Here is an 18,410-nt window from a genome sequence, read left to right as displayed (position 1 = left end):
GGTGCGGCCGCCTCTAGTTTCCGCTGTTCAGCCGGGTGGGGGCACCTGATTGCTGCGGAGGAACCCTCTTGGTCTCGGAAAAACAACTGATCGCCAAAATCACCTGGCGACTCATGCCGTTTCTCGGCTTTCTCTATCTGATCGCCTATATCGACCGCCAGAATGTCAGCTTTGCCAAGCTCGACATGGTCGATGCGCTGGGCCTCAGCGAATATGCCTATGGTCTCGGCGCCTCGCTGTTCTTCATTGGCTATTTCCTCTTCGAGGTGCCAAGCAATCTGTTCCTCAACCGTTTCGGCGCCTCCAAATGGTTTGCCCGCATCATGGTGAGCTGGGGCATCATCACCATCGCGCTGGCCTATACCTCGAGCGCCACGATGTTCTATATCCTGCGCTTCCTGCTCGGCGTGGCGGAAGCCGGCTTCTTCCCCGGCGTGCTCTACCTGCTGACCCTCTGGTTCCCCAAGGATTATCGCGGCCGCATGGTGGGCCTGTTCATGATCTTCAGCGCCTTTGCCAATGCAGTCGGAGCACCGCTCGGAGGCATGCTGCTCGATCTGGACGGCCTCTTCGGCTATGCCGGCTGGGAATGGGTGTTCCTCGCCACCGGCGTTCCCGCGGTTCTCGCCGGTATCGTGACGCTGTTCTACCTCGACGACACGCCGGAAAAGGCGCGCTTTCTGACGCGCGCGCAGAAAGACTGGCTGCATGACCGGCTGGCGGCAGAAAATGCCGGCATGGAAGAGCATGCCGAAAGCGGCTTGAGGGCCCTCGTCAACCCGCGCGTGCTGCTGATGTCGATCTGCTATATCGGCTTTCCGCTGGCTGCCTATGGCCTCAGCTACTGGCTGCCGACCATCGTGCAGGGGTTTGGCGTGACCAACACGGTAAACGGCTTCATCAACGTGATCCCCTGGCTCATCGTGGCGCTTGCGCTGTGGATCGTGCCGAGCATGGCCGACCGGACAGACAACAAGACGCCCTATATCGTCGGCCCTGCCTTTCTCGGCGCAATCTGCCTGACGCTCTCCGCCATCGTGACGGCACCTGTTCTCCAGTTTGCGCTTCTGTGCATCGCGGCTGCCGGCATCTTCGCCGGCCAGCCGGTGTTCTGGAGCCTGCCGGGACGTTTCCTGAAGGGCGCCGGTGCGGCCGCCGGCATCGCGGCGATCAATTCGGTCGGCAATCTCGGCGGCTTCATCGCCCAGAACGTCGTGCCCTGGATCCGCGACGAGACGGGCAGCACCATCGCGCCGATGTTCTTCCTGGCGGCCTGCCTGGCGGTGGCGGGCGTTCTCGTCATTCTGGTCGGGCGCATGCTCGGCAAGCGCGCCGAAGCCTGAACCATGCAGCCGTCCGACTTCCGATCCGGGCGGCCGCAGTTCCCTTTTCCATACTATCGGCGGAGAAGATGCCTCCTTTTCCGGCGCCGGATGCGCGCCTATCTCGACAGCGCATCCACACCGGGAGAAATCCGCATGAAACATTCCGCCCTGGCACTGCTTGGCGCTCTGGCGCTCGGCTCCATCACCCTTCCCCACTCCGCTGCCGCACAGGAAGCGGTTGTCGAAGCCGTCGACAAGGAGGCCCTGTTCACCAGCCCCGATCCGGCGCTCAATGCCAACAAGCAGCTGGTCTACAAGATCTATCGCGATCTGCTGGAAGCCAACCAGTGGGACAAGGCCGCCGATTATCTGACCGAGCGCTACATCCAGCACAATCCCAATGCCGCCTCCGGACGGCAGGGCGTGGTCGACTTCTTCACCAAGGTGTTGGGCGCCAGGCCGACGCCGATCCGGGACAGGCTGAAGAGCCCGGTCGTTTTCGTGCAGGCCGAAGGCGATCTCGTCACGGTTGCCACGGTGCGCACCGAAAAGGACCCGAAGGATCCGTCGAAAACCTACACCACGACCTGGTTCGACACCTGGCGGATCGTCGATGGCAAGGCTGACGAACACTGGGATTCGGCCGTGAAAATGTGAGCGGCGCCGCCTTCTCGTCATCTTGCCGGTTCACAAGCGCCGGCTTGATGTCGAGGAGGAATGACAGCATGCGCACCACACCCATCCTGGTTTTCTCGGGCACACTGATTGTTTCAGGCGCCCTGGCGGCTTTCGCGGCTGATCCCGCGCAGGCACGAACCATCTGCACCATGGTCGCGGATGCCGCGCGCGGAACCGTGCTGGCGCAACAGGGCGATTGCACCGGCCGCGTCACCCCAGCCTCCACCTTCAAGGTGCCGCTCGCGGTGATGGGGTTTGATTCCGGCTTCCTGAAAGACGGCCACGACCCGGTGCTTGCCATCCGCAAGGGTGATCCGGACTGGGGCGGGGCGGAATGGAAGACGCCGACGGATGCCGAGCGCTGGCTGAAATATTCGGTGGTCTGGTTTTCCCAGCGCATTACCCACACGCTTGGCTCCGGCAGGCTGACCGCCTATGCCGAGGCCTTCGGCTATGGCAATGCCGATTTCTCCGGCGACCCCGGCAAGGACAACGGCCTTAAACGTGCCTGGATCGCCTCTTCCCTGAAGATCTCGCCGCAGGAGCAGATCACCTTCCTGCGCAGGCTCGCCAACCGTTCGCTTCCGGTCGCACCACAGGCGATGGACAAGACCGTGGCTGCCATGGAAAGCTTCTCCATGGCCGGCACCGGCTGGACGGTGAGGGGCAAGACAGGCATGGCCTATCCCCGCTCCGCGGATGGCCGCTTCGATTACGAACACCCCTGGGGATGGTTCGTCGGCCTCGGCCAGGCGGGCGAGCGCAGTATCGTCTTCGTGCGCCTCGTGCAGGATGAGAAGAAGCTTCCCGGCTCCGCCAGCGCGCGGGCCCGCGATTCCATCCTGAAGGATCTGCCGGCGATCCTGGAGAAGGCAGGGGCCCAATGAAAAAGGCGGGCCGAAGCCCGCCTTCCAAAGCAAGATCCCGAAGGGAAAATCTTATTCCGATGCTGCTGCCGCGGCGGCTTCGGCTGCTGCCTTTTCGGCGGCGAGAGCCTGTGCTGCTGCAACCTTTTCAGCTTCGACGCGTGCGCGCTCTTCAGCGGCTGCACTGCGCTCGGCTTCGTTGAGCTTGCGGGCGCGGATGTTGGTTGCTTCGACGATACGGGCCGACTTGCCGCGACGATCGCGCAGGTAGTAGAGCTTGGCGCGACGGACCTTACCGCGACGGACGACTTCGACGCCTTCGATCATCGGGGAGTAGACCGGGAATACGCGCTCGACGCCTTCGCCGTAAGAAATCTTGCGAACGGTGAAGCTTTCGTTGATGCCGCCGCCGGAGCGGGCGATGCAGACGCCTTCATAGGCCTGAACGCGGGTACGGTTGCCTTCCGTTACCTTCACGTTGACGCGCAGCGTGTCGCCGGGCGAAAATTCGGGCAGCTTGCGCTGGGCTTCGATCTTGGCAACCTGTTCGGCTTCCAACTGAGCGATGATGTTGGTCATGTTAACCTCTGAGTTTTTCTGAAACAGCCAGAGCGCCCTGCATCGGTTTCCTCGGATCGTGCCTCGGAGCCGTGCCCTTGCGGACAGGGGCGGATTCGCCATCCTTTGTTTCGGTCAACGGGAGCATCTCCCATTTCCGTGCGCGGCCAATACACGAAACCGTCACGCTTGTCACCCCGCCACCGCGCGGATTCTGCCGAAAGATCGGGCGAAACTTCGCTTGTCCAGCCGGCTTCGGCCCTTTATCTGCAAGAGGATGGGCGTTTGGGAGGACACCGCATGACATTGGCAATGATTGCCCTGCTGTTCGTGGCAGGCTTTCTTTCGGGCGCCGTCAACGCGATTGCGGGCGGCGGCACCTTTCTCACCTTCGGCGCCCTGACGCTGGCCGGCCTGCCGCCGATCTCCGCCAATGCCACCTCATCGATCGTGCAGTTTCCGGGCTATGTCACCTCGACGCTCGCCTACAAGGACGAACTCCTGAAACGCTGGCGCAGCGCCGTGGCGCTGACCGTGATCTCGGCGCTTGGCGGGCTTGGCGGCGCGCTGATCCTGCTGGCGCTCTCCAACCCCTCCTTCCGGGCGCTGGTGCCCTGGCTGCTGGCCGCCGCCACCGCCATCTTCGCGGCCGGCCCGCTTCTGAAGCCGAAGGCCTCCGCCGAGCGCTCCGCAAGCTCGCTTTCCAGCCTCGTCGGCCAGGGGATCACCGCAATCTATGGCGGCTTCTTCGGCGCCGGCATGGGCATCATGATGCTTGCCGTGCTGGGACTGACGACTGGCGGCAGCTATCATCACCTGAACGCACTGAAGAACCTGCTTGCGACCGTCATCGCGGCGGTCGCCATCGTGGTGTTCGTAAGCGGCGGCGTGGTGGCCTGGCCGCAGGCGATCGTGATGATCCCGGCCGTGGCCGCCGGCGGTTATGCAGGGGTCTGGGCAGCGCGCCGCGTGCCGCAGACCGTCATGCGGATGATCGTCGTGGCCGTCGGCGCCGCACTCACCGTCTACTACTTCGTAACCGGCTGAGACGGCTTGGCAAGCAGGTCCGGGCGGCGCTCTCTCGTCAGCGCCAGCGCCTGCTCGTGGCGCCAGCGGTCGATGGCCGCATGGTTGCCGGAGGTGAGGACGGCGGGAATGGTGCGCCCCTCGAACTCCTGTGGCCGGGTGTAGTGCGGATGCTCCAGAAGCCCGGTCTCGAAGCTTTCATGCGTGCCGGAGGCGGCATTGCCCATGACGCCCGGCAGGATGCGCACCACCGCATCGAGCAGCGTCAGCGCGGCCGGCTCGCCGCCGGAGAGGATGTAATCGCCGATCGAGACTTCCTCGAGCGCCCGGGCCTCGATGACCCGCTGATCCACTCCTTCGAAGCGGCCACAGACGATCACCACGCCCTCGCCGTCGGCAAGCTGTCGCACGCGCTCCTGTGACAGCGGCCGGCCGCGCGGGCTCATCAGGAGGCGCGGACGCGGATCGGCGGCCACCGAATCGATGGCGCGCGCCAGCACGTCCGGCTTCAGCACCATGCCGGCGCCGCCGCCGGCCGGCGTATCGTCCACCGTACGATGCCGGTCGGTCGCGAAATCGCGGATCTGCACCGTCTCCAGCGACCAGTCGCCACGCTCCATGGCCTTGCCGGCCAGCGAATGACCGAGATGGCCCGGAAACATCTCCGGATAAAGGGTCAGGATGGTGGCGCGATAGGACATGGCCGCCGTCACTCTGCCTCGCCCTTCGGCTTGCGACCGGCCTTACCGCCCGCCTTGCCTTTCGGCTCGGGCGGCACATCATCGTCGGGCGTGTCGATCAGGCCGGCAGCCACCGGATCGACCAGGATGCGACCGGCCTCCAGATCGATTTCCAGCACGGCCGCCTCGGAGAACGGAATGAGCGTCGGGCGCCGGCCGGGCCCCTTGAGTTCCAGAAGATCGCCCGCGCCGAAATCGAAGACGCCGCTCACCTGGCCATAGCTGTTGCCCACGGCATCGACCGCTTCCAGCCCTTCGAGGTCGGCATAGAAGAATTCGTCCTCGTCGAGTTCTTCGTCCGGCAGGTTGTCGCGGTCGATGAAAAGTTCGAGCCCGTTCAGCGCCTCGGCCGCATTGCGGTCGTTGATGCCGCGGAACCGCACGATCACGACAGTCTTCGCCTCGCGGATCTCGAGGATCTCGAAGACGCGGCCATCCGTGCTGTGCAGGTTGCCGTAGTCGCCGAGCGCCAAAGGATCTGCGGTGAAGGCGCGCACACGAACCTCGCCGCGCAGGCCCTGGGCCGCGCCGATCGTTGCCATCAGGACGGGGTTTTCCAGCTTGGCCATGCTTGCTCCCTCTTTCATCGACGGATGCTCTACAGCCTATCGCACGACTTGAAAACAGCCTGTTGAAAACGACAGGCGGGCGGCATGTCGCCATGCCACCCGCCCGTTATTGCAAGGATGCGTCCGAACTTATTCGGCAGCAGCAGCGTCAGCGGCCTCGGCAGCCTTGGCAGCCTTTTCCTTGGCGCGCTCGACAGCCTTCTTGCCGGGCTGTGCCTTGGTCGGGTTGCTGCGGGCTTCGCGCTCGGCAATGCCGGCTTCCGCCATGAAGCGCAGAACGCGGTCGGTCGGCTGTGCGCCCTTGGCAACCCAGGCCTTGATGGCTTCCGCATCGAGAACGACGCGCTGTTCGTTGTCCTTGGCCAGCATCGGGTTCCAGGAGCCGACGGTTGCGATGAAGCGGCCATCGCGCGGCGAACGCGCATCGGCAACGACAACGTGATAATACGGGCGCTTCTTGGAACCACCACGGGCGAGACGGATCTTCAGGGACATTTCTAACTCCTTCAGTTTCGGTTCAGGCCGTCCTCTTCGACGGGCTGTCTGTTGTCGAGGCCGCCGTCAGGCGGTCTTTTCGGTTGCACCGCCATGTTCGGCGGCAATGGCTTCATGGTGACGGATGACTTCCCTGATGATGAAATTCAGGAACTTCTCCGCAAAATCCGGATCAAGCTGGGCATCGTTCGCCAGGCGACGGAGCCGCTCGATCTGGTATTCCTCGCGCGCCGGATCGGCCGGCGGCAAATCATACTGGGCCTTCAGGATGCCCACTTCCTTGGTGCAGCGGAAACGCTCGGCCAGCATGTGCACCAGCGCCGCGTCGATGTTGTCGATCGACTGGCGGTATTTGCCGAGCTGTTCCTTCACCTTCGGATCGACCATCCGCATCCCTCCCCCTACTTCTTCTTCGGCATGCCGGGCAGCCCCGGAAGACCACCCAGACCCGGCAGCTTGGCACCGCCGAGACCCGGCAGGCCGCCGCCCATTCCGCCGGGAAGACCCGGCATCGAGCCCGGCTTGAAGCCCGCGGCTTCCGCCTGCTTGGCCAGCGCCTCCAGCTGCTTCGGGTCCATATTCGACAGGTCCGGCATGCCGCCGCCAAGGCCGCCGAGGCCCATCTTGCCGGCAAGGCCGCCCATCATCTGCTTCATGATGCCGCCCTTGCCCTTGCCGCCCATGGCCTTCATCATGTCGGCCATCTGGCGATGCATCTTGAGCAGCTTGTTGATCTCGGCGGCATCCGTGCCGGAACCGGCGGCTATGCGCTTCTTGCGCGAGTGTTTCAGAATGTCAGGATTGGCGCGCTCGGCCTTGGTCATCGAGGAGATGATGGCGATCTGCCGGTCGAACATCTTGTCATTCATGCCGGAGGCGGCCAGCTTGTCCTTCATGCCCGCCATGCCGGGCATCAGACCCATGATGCCGCCCATGCCGCCCATCGCCTTCATCTGGCGCAGCTGGTCGGCAAGGTCGTTCAGGTCGAACTTGCCCTTGGCCATCTTCTCGGCCATGGCGCGCGCCTTTTCGGCGTCGATATTCTCTGCCGCCTTCTCGACGAGCGACACGATGTCGCCCATGCCGAGGATGCGGTCTGCGATGCGGCGCGGGTGGAACTCTTCGAGCTCCGACATCTTTTCGCCGACACCGATCAGCTTGATCGGCTTGCCGGTGACGGCGCGCATCGAAAGGGCTGCGCCGCCGCGACCATCGCCGTCCATGCGGGTCAGAACGAGGCCGGTGATGCCGACGCGCTCATCGAAATTGCGGGCGAGGTTAACGGCATCCTGGCCGGTCAGACTGTCGGCGACCAGCAGAATTTCATGCGGCTTCGAGCGGGCCTTGATCTCGGCCATCTCGGCCATCAGCGGCTCGTCGATATGCGTGCGGCCTGCGGTGTCGAGGATGACGACATCGTGGCCGCCGAGCCTGGCGGCCTGCACGGCGCGGGCAGCAATATCGGTGGGCGACTGGCCGGCGATGATCGGCAGCGTGTCGACACCCGTCTGCTGGCCCAGCTGGCGCAGCTGCTCCTGGGCGGCCGGACGACGCGTGTCCAGCGAGGCCATCAGGACCTTCTTCTTGTCACGCTCGGTCAGGCGCTTGGCGATCTTGCCGGTGGTGGTGGTCTTGCCGGAGCCCTGCAGGCCGACCATCATGATCACGACCGGGGCGGCCGCATGCAGGTCGATGGAAACGCCCTCGGCGCCCAGCATCTCGATGAGTTCGTCATGGACGATCTTGACGACCATCTGGCCGGGCTTGATCGACTTCAGAACTTCGGCGCCAACCGCCTTTTCGCGCACCCGGTCGGTGAAGGCGCGCACGACTTCCAGCGCCACGTCCGCTTCGAGCAGCGCACGGCGAACCTCGCGCAGGGCTGCCGAGACATCCGCCTCGGAGAGCGCGCCACGGCCGGTCAGTCCACTCAAGATGGAACCAAGACGGTCCTGGAGGTTTTCGAACATCGTTTCATCCTTCTAGACATTTGCCGGTCGAACCGGAAACGTCGGGTCTTCACCGCCCGAAAACAAGACGCAAAGCCAAAAAGCACCCGAGGGCGCAACGCGCTGTCGGGTGTTGACCTCCGGGATCTCTTTATACCTTTGCGGGTCCCGGTCGGTGGCTAAAGTCTCGTCAACTTTAAGCAGATCGACGTGCTTAAACCCGATGGGACCGCGGAAGTCAAGGCTTTGCGGGATTTTTGCGCCCCCCCGGTTTTGCGGTGGGTCGTGCCTTATGGTAGGATGTGTCTGGTTCGTTGATTGGAGGCCGATGATGTCCCTTGACATTCGCGATGCGGAAATCGACGCCTTGGCGAGCGAAGTCATGCGACGGCTGGGCGCGAAGAGCAAATCCGAGGCGGTTCGCCGGGCGCTCCAGAACGAATTGAAGCGGAGCGAAGGCAGGCAGCCTCCCACAGACAGCGTTGCCAGGATTCAGGACAGGATTGCGTCTCGCATGGGAAATCATCCAGCCCGTTATGATGACAAGGCCTACATGGACGAAATGTGGGAAGTCTGATGTTCCTGGATGCATCAGCCGTGGTCGCCATCCTGGCCCGGGAAGCTTTGGCCGACGATCTGCTGAGACGTATTCGAGAGGCAGCCGGCCCAATCCACTATTCCTCCATCACCATGTATGAGGCGGTCGTCAGCCTGGCCAGGAAGACCGCGATCTCGATCTATGGAGATCAGGTGCCGACACCTGCAGCACTTCTGGCAGAGGTGCAGGCCGATGTGGAGGACTTCATGAACGCAATAGGCGCCATCGAAGTCCCGATCGAGGCCGGCACGCACCGACTGGCGCTGGACGCAGCCCGCCGGTTCGGCCGCGCCACGGGCCATCCGGCGAGGCTGAATTTCGGCGATTGCTTCGCCTATGCCGCAGCGAAGGCGCTGGATATACCGCTGCTGTTCGTCGGGGACGATTTCGCCAGAACCGACGCGATACCGGCCTGAGGCGCTGATCCGGCCGCGTCACCGGACGTAGCATCGCTTGAAGCCTTACCACTCACTTCCTATAGATTCCTGATGAAACGACGCCAATTCTTGAAATGGACAGGCATCGGCAGTCTCGCGCTTCTCGGCGGCGGACTGGCGGCAGGGAGAGCCATGGCAGCCAATCGCTATTACAAGGGGCCGGTTTCGGACCATTTCGATGGAACCCGCTTCTTCAATCCCGGCGGCGAGGAGCCGAAGGGTTTCACGAACCTGCTGCGCTGGCGCCTGAACGGCAAGAGCATTGCCTGGCCGGAGGCCTATCCGAGCCCGTTTGCGCCCGCCGTGCCGGAGAAGCGGGTGACGGGCAACCGGCTCGTCGTCACCATGGTTGGCCATGCCTCGATGCTGATCCAGGTGGCCGGCCTCAATATCCTGACCGATCCGGTCTGGGCGGAGCGAACAAGCCCCGTCTCCTTTGCCGGTCCGAAGCGTGTCAATGCACCGGGCATCCGGCTGGAAGACCTGCCACCCGTCGATATCGTCATCGTCACGCACAATCACTACGACCATCTCGATCTCGACACACTGAAGCGTCTGCATGCGGCGCATCGGCCGCATTTCATCACGCCGCTCGGCAATGATGCGATCTTCGCTCCGGACCTGGACAATCCACGCATTACCGTCATGGACTGGGGAGCGCAGACCTATGCCGGCAAGAATGTCACCATCCATTGCGAACCCTGCCACCACTGGTCGGCGCGCGGGCTGAACGACCGGCGCATGGCGCTCTGGGGCGCCTTCGTGATCGAAACCCAGGCCGGCAGGATCTACCACATCGGCGATACTGGCTTTCACCAGGGCATCAATTACCGGGCGGCCGCGCAAAAACACGGAAGCTTCCGTCTCGCCATCCTGCCGATCGGCGCATACGAGCCGCGCTGGTTCATGCAGGCGCAGCACCAGAATCCGGAGGAGGCGGTGGCCGGCATGCAGCTTGCCCGCGCCGCCCATGCCGTCGGCCATCACTGGGGCACGGTGAAGCTGACCGACGAGGGCATAGAGGAACCGCTGGCGGCGCTTCGCAATGCGCTGACCGCCGCCGCAATCGAGCCCGGTCGTTTCCGCGCCCTCAGGCCGGGCGAGATCTTCGAGGTGCCGGACGCCTGACCGCCAATCTTTTGGCCGGGGAGCATTTACAGCAGCAGCCGGTTCTGCTGCACTGCAGCAGCATTGCCTTTGCCTGCCTTCCTCACCGGAGCCCTTGATGACCTCGATCTTCCACCAGCCTGTCGATGCGGCCGAAGTGCCGCGCTTTGCCGGCCATTCCACCTTCATGCGCCTGCCGGCCGTTCCTTCGCCCGAGGGGCTCGACATCGCCCTGGTCGGCATTCCCTGGGATGGCGGCACGACCAATCGCGCCGGCGCCCGACACGGGCCGCGCGAGGTGCGCAACCAGTCCAGCCTGATCCGCCGCGTGCACCATGTCTCGGGCGTCGAGCCCTTCTCCATCGCCAATGTTGCCGATGTGGGCGATGTCTCGGTCAATCCCATCGACCTGATGGACGGGCTGAGGCGGATCGAGGACGGCATTGCCGCCATTGTCTCGGCCGGGGCGCTGCCGCTTTGCGTCGGTGGCGACCATCTGACGACGCTGCCGGTGCTCCGGGCCGTGGCAAAAGCCCGAGCGGTTGGCATGGTGCATTTCGATGCCCATACCGACACCAATGACAGCTATTTCGGCGGCAACAAGTACACGCACGGCACACCCTTCCGCCGCGCGATCGAGGAAGGCCTGCTCGATCCGAAGCGCGTGGTGCAGATCGGCATTCGTGGCTCGATCTATGACACGACCGACCATGACTGGGCGAAATCCCAGGGCATCCGCATCATCTACATGGAGGAATTCGTCGCACGCGGCGTCGAGGACGTGATGGCGGAAGCACGCGCCATCGTCGGCGAGGGCGCGACCTATGTCACCTTCGACATCGACAGCATCGATCCCTCAATGGCGCCGGGCACCGGCACGCCGGAAATCGGCGGCTTCACCACCCGCGAGGCACAGCAACTGGTGCGCCTGCTGGCCGGTATCGACATTGTCGGGGCCGATGTGGTGGAGGTTGCGCCACCGTTCGACGTTGCCGGGCTGACGGCGCTCGCGGGCGCCAACATCCTGTTCGAACTGCTGTGCGTGATGGCGCCCTGCGTGGCACGCCGCCGCGCCGGCTGATCGCCCCCCTCTGAGCAAGCCCTCCCGTTCGGGACGGGAGGGGCAAGATTTCAGATGCAGAATCAGAAGCGGAAGGTGGCGGTCACGGGCACGTGGTCGGAGGGACGCTCCCAGCCCCGCGCCTCCTTCAGAACCTCGATGCCCTCCAGGAGAGGGCCGAGATCGGGCGAGGACCAGATGTGGTCGAGGCGGCGGCCGCGATCAGCCGCTTCCCAGTCCTTGGCGCGGTAACTCCACCAGGTGTAGAGCTTTTCGGAGGCCGGCACGTACTGGCGCATCAAGTCCAGCCAGCCGCCCTGGCGCATCACCTCCAGCAGGCCTTCGGTCTCTACCGGCGTATGGCTGACGATCTTCAGCATCTGCCTGTGCGACCAGACGTCATGCTCCAGCGGCGCGATGTTGAGGTCTCCTACGAGGATGGAGGAGATGCCCGGCACCTGCGCCCGCAGCGCCTTCATTTCCTCGACGAAATCCAGCTTGTGGCCGAATTTCGGGTTGATGCCGCGATCCGGCTCGTCACCGCCGGCCGGAACGTAGAAATTGTGCAGGCGGATGCGGCGACCGGCCTGCTCGAAGATCGCCGAGATGTGGCGCGCATCGCCCACGCCGCAATAATCCTGCCGGTGATCCTCGAGAAGCGGCACCTGCGAGAGGATCGCCACCCCGTGATAGCCCTTCTGGCCATGCAGGATGATGTGCGGATAACCCATATCCCGCAATGGCTCGAGCGGGAATTCCGCTTCGCGGCACTTGATCTCCTGCAGGCAGAGGATGTCGGGCCGGGCGCGGGCAATGAACTGCTGTACGATCGGCAGGCGCAGGCGCACCGAATTGATGTTCCAGGTGGTGATGGAGAAAGTCATGCAAAAACCTCGACGTGTTGCGCCGAGGTTTAGAACCTTTCATCCATCAAGGGCAAGGGCGGCCGGGCCGGAGCGGCGGAATGCGTCGGATATACTCACCTGCACCGTCTGCCTTAAAGCTTGTGGACCTCGTCATAGGGAATGGTGAAGACCTTGTCGTCGAAGCGCACGCCCGTCTGCACATTGTAGATCATCACCGTGGTATCCTTGCCCTGCAGGTCGGTGATGGTCCACTGGCGAAGGTCATAGGTCTTGGGATCGAACATCATCGTGATGGTGGAATCGCCGAACACGGTCTTGTTGCCCAGCACGATGGTGGTCAGGTCGCTTTCTTCCTTCACATCGCGCACCATCTGGTTCGACAGGTCGATGCGATCGGCCAGCAGCAGGCTGAGCGGTGTCTTGGACAAGGGATAGAGATCCCAGGTCTTCAGCTTCAGATTGCCGACGACGACATTGTTGCCATCGGCAATCACGCGGATCGGCGACGGGTCTTCGAAATTGAAACGCAGCTTGCCGGGGCGTTCGATGAAGAACTTGCCGCCGGTCTGTTCGCCTCGCGGCCCGAACTGGACGAATTCGCCCATCATGGTCTTCACCGAGGAAAAATGGTCGGCAATCTTCTGCGCGGCATCGGAGGGCGCCCCCCCTTGCGCAAGCGCGGGAACGCCCGAAAGCCCGACGGCAGCCAAGCCGGCAAGGCCCAGCACCAGATGGCGGCGGCTCAGCGACGGACGTTGCGACGGGATGGAACGGGTGGTCTTCATGGGATCTCCTTCAGGCGTCTTATGGCGTCGAAAGACGGCGGCTTCGTGACGGGAGCGGCAAGGCCGGCGCACAGGCGGGACGCGGCAGGCGCCACCGGGACAGGGCCTGCGACAACAGCCAGGGCAGCCTCAGCGCTCGATGATGTCGGATTCGGTCGGGACGAGGATCTCGCGCTTGCCCGCATGATTGGCCGGGCTGATGATGCCCTCCTGCTCCATGCGTTCGATCAGCGAGGCGGCGCGGTTATAGCCGATGCCGAGGCGGCGCTGGATATAGGAGGTGGAGGCCTTGCCGTCGCGCAGCACGATCGCCACCGCCTGATCATAGGGATCGTCGGAGTCCGACAGGTTTCCGGTGCCGGCAGGACCGCCACCGTCCTCGTCGTCGTCCTCGTCGGCGGTGATGGCGTCGAGATATTGCGGAGCGCCTTGCGTCTTGAGATAGGAGACGATGTCTTCCACCTCATTGTCCGAGACGAAGGGGCCGTGCACGCGCTGGATGCGCCCGCCGCCGGCCATGTAGAGCATGTCGCCCATGCCGAGCAGCTGTTCGGCACCCTGTTCGCCGAGAATGGTGCGGCTGTCGATCTTCGAGGTCACCTGGAAGGAAATGCGGGTCGGGAAGTTCGCCTTGATCGTGCCGGTGATGACGTCGACCGAGGGGCGCTGTGTCGCCATGATCACGTGGATGCCGGCGGCACGCGCCATCTGGGCCAGACGCTGCACGGCGCCCTCGATGTCCTTGCCGGCGACCATCATCAGATCGGCCATCTCGTCGATGATCACGACGATATAGGGCATCGGCTTCAGGTCGAATTCTTCCGTCTCGTAGATCGCCTCGCCCGTCTGCCGGTCGAAGCCGGTCTGAACGGTGCGCGTCAGCACCTCGCCCCTGGCAAGGGCCTGTTCGACGCGGCTGTTGAAGCCATCGATGTTGCGCACGCCGATCTTCGACATCTTCTTGTAGCGCTCCTCCATCTCGCGGACGGTCCATTTCAGCGCCACCACCGCCTTCTTGGGATCGGTGACGACGGGGGACAGGAGATGGGGAATGCCGTCATAGACGGAGAGTTCCAGCATTTTCGGATCGATCATGATCAGGCGGCACTGTTCCGGCGTCAGGCGATAAAGCAGTGACAGGATCATGGTGTTGATGGCGACCGACTTGCCCGAACCGGTGGTGCCGGCAACCAGCAGGTGGGGCATCTTGGCCAGGTCGGCGATCACCGGCTCGCCGCCGATGGTCTTGCCAAGCGCCATGGCAAGCTTGGCCTTGCTGGCGTCGAAATCGCCGCTGCCGATCAGTTCGCGCAGGAAGACGGTCTCGCGGCTCTGGTTCGGCAGTTCGATGCCGATGGCGTTGCGGCCGGGCACCACCGCGACGCGCGCGGCGATCGCACTCATCGAGCGGGCGATATCGTCGGCAAGGCCGATGACGCGCGACGACTTGATGCCAGGCGCCGGTTCCAGTTCGTAAAGCGTGACGACCGGACCGGGACGCACATGGATGATCTCGCCCTTCACGCCGAAATCCTCGAGAACGCCTTCGAGAATGCGGGCATTCTGCTCCAGGGCATCGGCCGAAAGGGTGGCATCGCGCACGACATTGCGCGGCTCGGAGAGCAGGTGGACGGAGGGCAGCTGAAATCCGTCCGGATCGAGCAGCGAACCCTGTGCCTCCCGCATCACGCGGCCACCCGGACGGGTCGGCGCGGCGGGTGCAGCCACCCGGCCAGACGCGCGGACACTGCCGGTGCGCGGGCGCGGCGCGTCGAAAGGCGGCTCGTCATCCTCGTCCGGCAGAATGCCGGCCGGGCGGGGCGGATTGTCGTCGTCATCGTCCGTCAGGGACATCGAGGGCGGCGAAATGCGCCGCCGCGCCGCCATGAAGTCCGACATCGGGCTGTCGAGCGAAGGCTCAAGCCGCCCGGGGCCGCCGCCAACCTTGGCCCGCACCGGCTCGTTCAGCTTGCCGAATTCGTCCTCGTTGAAATCGTAAGGGGCATCATAAACCTCGGCATGCCGGGCAGCGGGGGCGATGCGCAGCAGGCGGCGCAGCCGCGCCTGCGTGATGTACCAGTAATGGGCAAGCGCGCCGAAGGCGAGAAGACCCGAAAGAAAGCCCTCGCGATCATCCTCGTCATCGTCCTCGGCCTCGCGCCTGCGGCGCGTTGCAACGGGAGCGTCCTCCTCATCCTCGAAGGCCTCAGCCACGTCCTGGCCGATCAGGCCGGCCGCAAACAGCAGGAAGCCGACGGCAGGCACCGCAAACAGCGTGCCCAGAACTGCTGCAACCGTGCCGGTCGGATAGGCACCGATGAACAGCGCGGGAAAGCGCAGGATCATGTCGCCGATGACACCGCCGATGCCGTTGGGGATCGGCCAGGTCAACGGCACCGGAAAGCAGCCGAGCGCTGCCGTCGCCAGAACCGTTCCGAGGCCGAAGCCGCCGAGCCGCGCGGGAATGCGGTTGAAGGAGCGCCCTGCAATCAGCGCCAGCGACCAGGCCAGCACCGGCAGCAGAGCCAGAACGCTGGCAAGCCCGAGGAACTGCATCATCAGATCGGCAAAGACCGCTCCGGGATAGCCGATCAGATTGGTCGGCGGATTGCTCGTGGCATAGGAGAGCGACGGGTCCGCCACATTCCAGCTGGCGAGCGCGGCAACGGCAAGGGCAAGCGCGAAGAAAAGGGCGAAGCCGCACAATGCCAGCAACTGGCGCGTGATGAAAGACACCAGCGCATGGCGAGTGGAATTCGACGCCATCGTGGCCGGAGTGCTTCTGCCCATGTTCGATCAGCCTGAACGTTTCGGTTTTGCGGACCACCGCACAGGCATTCTCGCCCGTCCGCCTGCAGCCCGCCTTCACGTCAGATTATGCAAGGTTGGTTAACGTCGCTTTAACCACATCCGTCCGGGAGAGAGGAGCCGGGTCTTCAGCGCGCCCAGCAGACGGCAGGGCTTAGCCGGTGCGGGATGCGGCCGGCGCGTCGCTGAGGCCGAAGGCGCGCTGCGCTTCCGCATTGCGCTGATCTGAATCGGCGAAGCGATAGCCGCGCTCGATCAGCCGCCTGGTGTATATCCTGTTGTAGAGATTTCCCCAGAAGGCACCGACCCCGAACCAGCCGATCACGAGACCGGCAAGGCCGAGACCCAGCAGTGCTGCCGCAACGGCCGCCAGACCTCCGAGAACACAGATACCGACGCCCATGACCGTATCGCCGCGCAGAATAGCCGGGACACCACAGAACATGAGCGAAGTCCAGCTGAAGCCATAATAGCCGGTTCGCGGCAGGCCGCTCCGGGAATGCATCAGTTGAATTGTCTTCGCCACCATACAATCTCCGGTCAGAAAGTAGTTTTAAATACTCCCTCCCGGAAAGGGGATACACCCAATAATAATAACTTTCAAATCAAATTTAAATTGCGGTTTTTATTATGACTTCTGCAAATAAAGGATTGCCGGAGGTTACCAATAATTAACCAAAAAATGGCCCGGTTTCCCGGGCCATTGATGAAAGAGTGGAAGAGGCACGTCAGGCGTCCGCAAGGGACGCCTTCCGGCTCAGGAGTGATAGGCCGCTTCGCCGTGGGAGGCGAGGTCGAGGCCTTCGCGCTCGGCTTCGACCGGCACACGCAGGCCGACGATGATGTCGACGACCTTGTAGAGGATGGCGGAGCCGATACCGGTCCACAGGATGGTGATCACCACGGCCTGGATCTGGACCATGACCTGGCCTGCCATCGTCTGTTCGCCGACATAGCCGACACCACCGAGCGAAGCAGAGGCGAAGATGCCGGTGGCAATCGCACCGAACATGCCGCCGATGCCATGCACGCCGAAGACGTCGGCGGTATCGTCATAGCCGAACTTGTTCTTCACCACGGAGACGAAGAAGTAGCAGAGCGGCGACACGATGATGCCCATCACGATGGCGCCCATCGGGCCGACGATACCGGCAGCCGGGGTGACGGCGACGAGGCCGGCGATCATGCCGGATGCTGCGCCCAGCATCGAGGACTTGCCGCGGGTCAGCGCTTCGACAACGCACCAGGAAAGGGTGGCGGCGGCGGTGGCAACAAAGGTGTTGACGGTTGCCAGCATGGCGCCACCGGAGGCTTCGAGGTTGGAGCCTGCATTGAAGCCGAACCAGCCGAACCACAGCATGGCGGCACCGACATAGGTGAGCGTCATGGAATGCGGGGCCATCATGTCCTTGCCATAGCCCGTGCGCTTGCCGACCATCAGGGCGCCGATCAGGCCGGCGACACCGGCATTGATGTGAACGACCGTACCGCCGGCAAAGTCAAGCGCGCCGAGGCCGAACAGGTAGCCATTGGCGTCCCAGACCATGTGGGCGACCGGGAAGTAGACGAAGGTGACCCACAGGATGCAGAACAGGATGGAGGCCGAGAACTTGATGCGCTCGGCGAAGGCGCCGATGATGAGAGCCGGCGTGATGGCGGCAAACGTCATCTGGAACAGCACGAAGATGAATTCCGGAATGACGACGCCCTTGGTGAAGGTGGCCGCGGTCGTCGCAGTCGAAACGCCGGAGAGGAACATCTTGGCCGTGCCGCCGAAGAACGGGTTTTCCGCGCCGCCGAAGGCGAAGGAATAACCGTACAGTACCCAGATGATCATCACCGAGCAGGCGATGACCGTGCACTGCATCAGCACGGAGAGCATGTTCTTGGCGCGCACGAGGCCGCCATAGAACAGGCCGAGACCGGGAACGGCCATGAACAGCACGAGAATGGTGCTGATGAACATGAAGGTGGTGTCACCCTTGTCGGGCGTCGGCGCGGCCTCAGCGACGGCCGGCGCTGCATCCTGGGCAAAGGCGATGGCCGGCGCCAGGAGGGCTGCCGAGGCGGCCGCCAGACGTCCATACATGGACGAGTACTTGGAAAATGACATTGCGAGAAACTCCCCTGATCAGCCGTTCTTAAAGCGCTTCGGTGTTGGTTTCGCCGGTACGGATGCGCACGGCCTGCTCGATGGAATAGACGAAGATCTTGCCGTCGCCGATCTGGCCGGTCTTGGCGGCGGATGCGATCGCCTCCACGGCCTTTTCGACCAGTTCGGATGCAACCGCGATCTCGATCTTCAGCTTGGGCAGGAAGCTCACAGCATATTCCGTGCCGCGATAGATTTCGGTATGTCCCTTCTGGCGCCCGTAACCCTTCACCTCGGTCACGGTCAGGCCCTGGATGCCGACAGCCGTGAGGGCTTCACGCACCTCATCGAGCTTGAATGGCTTGATAATGGCCATCACGATTTTCATGTGGTTTCCCATCCTTTGTTGCCTCGGCGCGGAGCCGACTCTCCTGGCCGCTGACAGATCCGT

General features: G+C 63.6%; 20 protein-coding genes. 8 read left to right on the top strand and 12 right to left on the bottom strand.

Annotated features, from left to right (window positions below):
* The first annotated feature begins 68 nt into the window (after nt 1-68).
* The 3 genes from KLP42_RS12120 (at nt 69) to blaOXA (ending at nt 2,890) form a co-directional block, all read left to right on the top strand.
* Complete coding sequence (locus KLP42_RS12120) at nt 69-1,343, top strand: MFS transporter (RefSeq protein ID WP_215566993.1); 1,275 nt, start codon at nt 69-71, stop codon at nt 1,341-1,343.
* A 135-nt stretch (nt 1,344-1,478) separates the two neighbouring features.
* Nucleotides 1,479-1,982 (top strand): nuclear transport factor 2 family protein, encoded by a 504-nt coding sequence (locus KLP42_RS12115; protein ID WP_215566992.1) that lies wholly within the window; start codon nt 1,479-1,481, stop codon nt 1,980-1,982.
* A gap of 68 nt (nt 1,983-2,050) precedes the next feature.
* Nucleotides 2,051-2,890: a class D beta-lactamase gene (blaOXA, locus tag KLP42_RS12110; protein ID WP_215566991.1), complete on the top strand. Its 840-nt coding sequence runs from the start codon at nt 2,051-2,053 to the stop codon at nt 2,888-2,890.
* Between the two features lie 51 nt (nt 2,891-2,941).
* Here blaOXA and rplS read toward each other — a convergent pair whose 3' ends face one another.
* On the bottom strand, nt 2,942-3,448 hold the full coding sequence (gene rplS, locus KLP42_RS12105) for a 50S ribosomal protein L19 (protein WP_215566990.1): 507 nt from the start codon (nt 3,446-3,448) through the stop codon (nt 2,942-2,944).
* 279 nt (nt 3,449-3,727) lie between these two features.
* Here rplS and KLP42_RS12100 point away from each other — a divergent pair, with 279 nt between their 5' ends.
* Nucleotides 3,728-4,474: a sulfite exporter TauE/SafE family protein gene (locus tag KLP42_RS12100; RefSeq protein WP_215566989.1), complete on the top strand. Its 747-nt coding sequence runs from the start codon at nt 3,728-3,730 to the stop codon at nt 4,472-4,474.
* On the opposite strand, the gene trmD is transcribed toward KLP42_RS12100, so the two are convergent.
* From trmD to ffh, 5 genes are all read right to left on the bottom strand, one after another.
* Nucleotides 4,456-5,154, bottom strand: coding sequence for a tRNA (guanosine(37)-N1)-methyltransferase TrmD (gene trmD, locus KLP42_RS12095; protein WP_215567172.1), 699 nt, complete (start codon nt 5,152-5,154; stop codon nt 4,456-4,458). The genes KLP42_RS12100 and trmD overlap by 19 nt on opposite strands.
* Nucleotides 5,155-5,162: 8 nt before the next feature.
* The gene (rimM, locus tag KLP42_RS12090; RefSeq protein ID WP_215566988.1) at nt 5,163-5,762 is read right to left on the bottom strand and encodes a ribosome maturation factor RimM; all 600 of its coding nucleotides are present in this window, start codon (nt 5,760-5,762) and stop codon (nt 5,163-5,165) included.
* Nucleotides 5,763-5,891: 129 nt separating this feature from the next.
* A complete protein-coding gene (gene rpsP, locus KLP42_RS12085) occupies nt 5,892-6,257 on the bottom strand; it encodes a 30S ribosomal protein S16 (protein ID WP_215566987.1) in 366 nt (121 codons plus the stop codon).
* Nucleotides 6,258-6,323: 66 nt separating this feature from the next.
* On the bottom strand, nt 6,324-6,644 hold the full coding sequence (locus KLP42_RS12080) for a chorismate mutase (protein WP_215566986.1): 321 nt from the start codon (nt 6,642-6,644) through the stop codon (nt 6,324-6,326).
* Between the two features lie 14 nt (nt 6,645-6,658).
* Entirely contained in the window at nt 6,659-8,227 is a 1,569-nt protein-coding gene (gene ffh / locus KLP42_RS12075) for a signal recognition particle protein (RefSeq protein ID WP_215566985.1), read from the bottom strand.
* Nucleotides 8,228-8,534: 307 nt separating this feature from the next.
* Between ffh and KLP42_RS12070 the strand changes: the two genes are divergently transcribed.
* The 4 genes from KLP42_RS12070 (at nt 8,535) to speB (ending at nt 11,429) form a co-directional block, all read left to right on the top strand.
* Nucleotides 8,535-8,783 (top strand): type II toxin-antitoxin system VapB family antitoxin, encoded by a 249-nt coding sequence (locus tag KLP42_RS12070; RefSeq protein ID WP_252192946.1) that lies wholly within the window; start codon nt 8,535-8,537, stop codon nt 8,781-8,783.
* Nucleotides 8,783-9,220: a type II toxin-antitoxin system VapC family toxin gene (locus KLP42_RS12065; RefSeq protein WP_215566984.1), complete on the top strand. Its 438-nt coding sequence runs from the start codon at nt 8,783-8,785 to the stop codon at nt 9,218-9,220. The genes KLP42_RS12070 and KLP42_RS12065 overlap by 1 nt, the downstream gene beginning before the upstream one ends.
* Before the next feature lie 72 nt (nt 9,221-9,292).
* Nucleotides 9,293-10,369, top strand: a complete 1,077-nt coding sequence (locus KLP42_RS12060; RefSeq protein ID WP_215566983.1) for an MBL fold metallo-hydrolase — start codon at nt 9,293-9,295, stop codon at nt 10,367-10,369.
* 97 nt (nt 10,370-10,466) lie between these two features.
* Nucleotides 10,467-11,429: an agmatinase gene (gene speB / locus KLP42_RS12055; protein ID WP_215566982.1), complete on the top strand. Its 963-nt coding sequence runs from the start codon at nt 10,467-10,469 to the stop codon at nt 11,427-11,429.
* A 62-nt stretch (nt 11,430-11,491) separates the two neighbouring features.
* Here speB and KLP42_RS12050 read toward each other — a convergent pair whose 3' ends face one another.
* From KLP42_RS12050 to KLP42_RS12025, 6 genes are all read right to left on the bottom strand, one after another.
* Complete coding sequence (locus tag KLP42_RS12050; protein WP_215566981.1) at nt 11,492-12,292, bottom strand: exodeoxyribonuclease III; 801 nt, start codon at nt 12,290-12,292, stop codon at nt 11,492-11,494.
* Nucleotides 12,293-12,405: 113 nt separating this feature from the next.
* Nucleotides 12,406-13,059 carry an outer membrane lipoprotein carrier protein LolA gene (locus KLP42_RS12045; RefSeq protein ID WP_215566980.1) on the bottom strand — a complete coding sequence of 218 codons (654 nt, stop codon included), beginning with the start codon at nt 13,057-13,059 and terminating at the stop codon, nt 12,406-12,408.
* 129 nt (nt 13,060-13,188) lie between these two features.
* A complete protein-coding gene (locus KLP42_RS12040; RefSeq protein WP_215566979.1) occupies nt 13,189-15,849 on the bottom strand; it encodes an FtsK/SpoIIIE family DNA translocase in 2,661 nt (886 codons plus the stop codon).
* A 172-nt stretch (nt 15,850-16,021) separates the two neighbouring features.
* Nucleotides 16,022-16,396 (bottom strand): hypothetical protein, encoded by a 375-nt coding sequence (locus tag KLP42_RS12035; RefSeq protein ID WP_252192945.1) that lies wholly within the window; start codon nt 16,394-16,396, stop codon nt 16,022-16,024.
* Nucleotides 16,397-16,624: 228 nt separating this feature from the next.
* Nucleotides 16,625-17,980, bottom strand: coding sequence for an ammonium transporter (locus KLP42_RS12030; RefSeq protein ID WP_215566978.1), 1,356 nt, complete (start codon nt 17,978-17,980; stop codon nt 16,625-16,627).
* 28 nt (nt 17,981-18,008) lie between these two features.
* Nucleotides 18,009-18,359: a P-II family nitrogen regulator gene (locus KLP42_RS12025; RefSeq protein WP_286675464.1), complete on the bottom strand. Its 351-nt coding sequence runs from the start codon at nt 18,357-18,359 to the stop codon at nt 18,009-18,011.
* Nucleotides 18,360-18,410 lie beyond the last annotated feature (51 nt).

Source organism: Rhizobium sp. CSW-27 (genome assembly GCF_018760785.1).
In the GTDB taxonomy this organism is placed as follows: domain Bacteria; phylum Pseudomonadota; class Alphaproteobacteria; order Rhizobiales; family Rhizobiaceae; genus Neorhizobium.
Note: the sequence above shows the minus strand (reverse complement) of the source record. Positions and strands in the feature narration are given on the sequence as shown.

Excerpts from the sequence above, each read along its gene's own strand:
- KLP42_RS12115 (WP_215566992.1), top strand. The coding sequence starts at position 1,479 with ATGAAACATTCCGCCCTGGCACTGCTTGGCGCTCTGGCGCTCGGCTCC.
- blaOXA (WP_215566991.1), top strand. The coding sequence starts at position 2,051 with ATGCGCACCACACCCATCCTGGTTTTCTCGGGCACACTGATTGTTTCA.
- rplS (WP_215566990.1), bottom strand. The coding sequence starts at position 3,448 with ATGACCAACATCATCGCTCAGTTGGAAGCCGAACAGGTTGCCAAGATC.
- KLP42_RS12100 (WP_215566989.1), top strand. The coding sequence starts at position 3,728 with ATGACATTGGCAATGATTGCCCTGCTGTTCGTGGCAGGCTTTCTTTCG.
- trmD (WP_215567172.1), bottom strand. The coding sequence starts at position 5,154 with ATGTCCTATCGCGCCACCATCCTGACCCTTTATCCGGAGATGTTTCCG.
- rimM (WP_215566988.1), bottom strand. The coding sequence starts at position 5,762 with ATGGCCAAGCTGGAAAACCCCGTCCTGATGGCAACGATCGGCGCGGCC.
- rpsP (WP_215566987.1), bottom strand. The coding sequence starts at position 6,257 with ATGTCCCTGAAGATCCGTCTCGCCCGTGGTGGTTCCAAGAAGCGCCCG.
- KLP42_RS12080 (WP_215566986.1), bottom strand. The coding sequence starts at position 6,644 with ATGGTCGATCCGAAGGTGAAGGAACAGCTCGGCAAATACCGCCAGTCG.
- ffh (WP_215566985.1), bottom strand. The coding sequence starts at position 8,227 with ATGTTCGAAAACCTCCAGGACCGTCTTGGTTCCATCTTGAGTGGACTG.
- KLP42_RS12070 (WP_252192946.1), top strand. The coding sequence starts at position 8,535 with ATGATGTCCCTTGACATTCGCGATGCGGAAATCGACGCCTTGGCGAGC.
- KLP42_RS12065 (WP_215566984.1), top strand. The coding sequence starts at position 8,783 with ATGTTCCTGGATGCATCAGCCGTGGTCGCCATCCTGGCCCGGGAAGCT.
- KLP42_RS12060 (WP_215566983.1), top strand. The coding sequence starts at position 9,293 with ATGAAACGACGCCAATTCTTGAAATGGACAGGCATCGGCAGTCTCGCG.
- speB (WP_215566982.1), top strand. The coding sequence starts at position 10,467 with ATGACCTCGATCTTCCACCAGCCTGTCGATGCGGCCGAAGTGCCGCGC.
- KLP42_RS12050 (WP_215566981.1), bottom strand. The coding sequence starts at position 12,292 with ATGACTTTCTCCATCACCACCTGGAACATCAATTCGGTGCGCCTGCGC.
- KLP42_RS12045 (WP_215566980.1), bottom strand. The coding sequence starts at position 13,059 with ATGAAGACCACCCGTTCCATCCCGTCGCAACGTCCGTCGCTGAGCCGC.
- KLP42_RS12040 (WP_215566979.1), bottom strand. The coding sequence starts at position 15,849 with ATGGGCAGAAGCACTCCGGCCACGATGGCGTCGAATTCCACTCGCCAT.
- KLP42_RS12035 (WP_252192945.1), bottom strand. The coding sequence starts at position 16,396 with ATGGTGGCGAAGACAATTCAACTGATGCATTCCCGGAGCGGCCTGCCG.
- KLP42_RS12030 (WP_215566978.1), bottom strand. The coding sequence starts at position 17,980 with ATGTCATTTTCCAAGTACTCGTCCATGTATGGACGTCTGGCGGCCGCC.
- KLP42_RS12025 (WP_286675464.1), bottom strand. The coding sequence starts at position 18,359 with ATGGGAAACCACATGAAAATCGTGATGGCCATTATCAAGCCATTCAAG.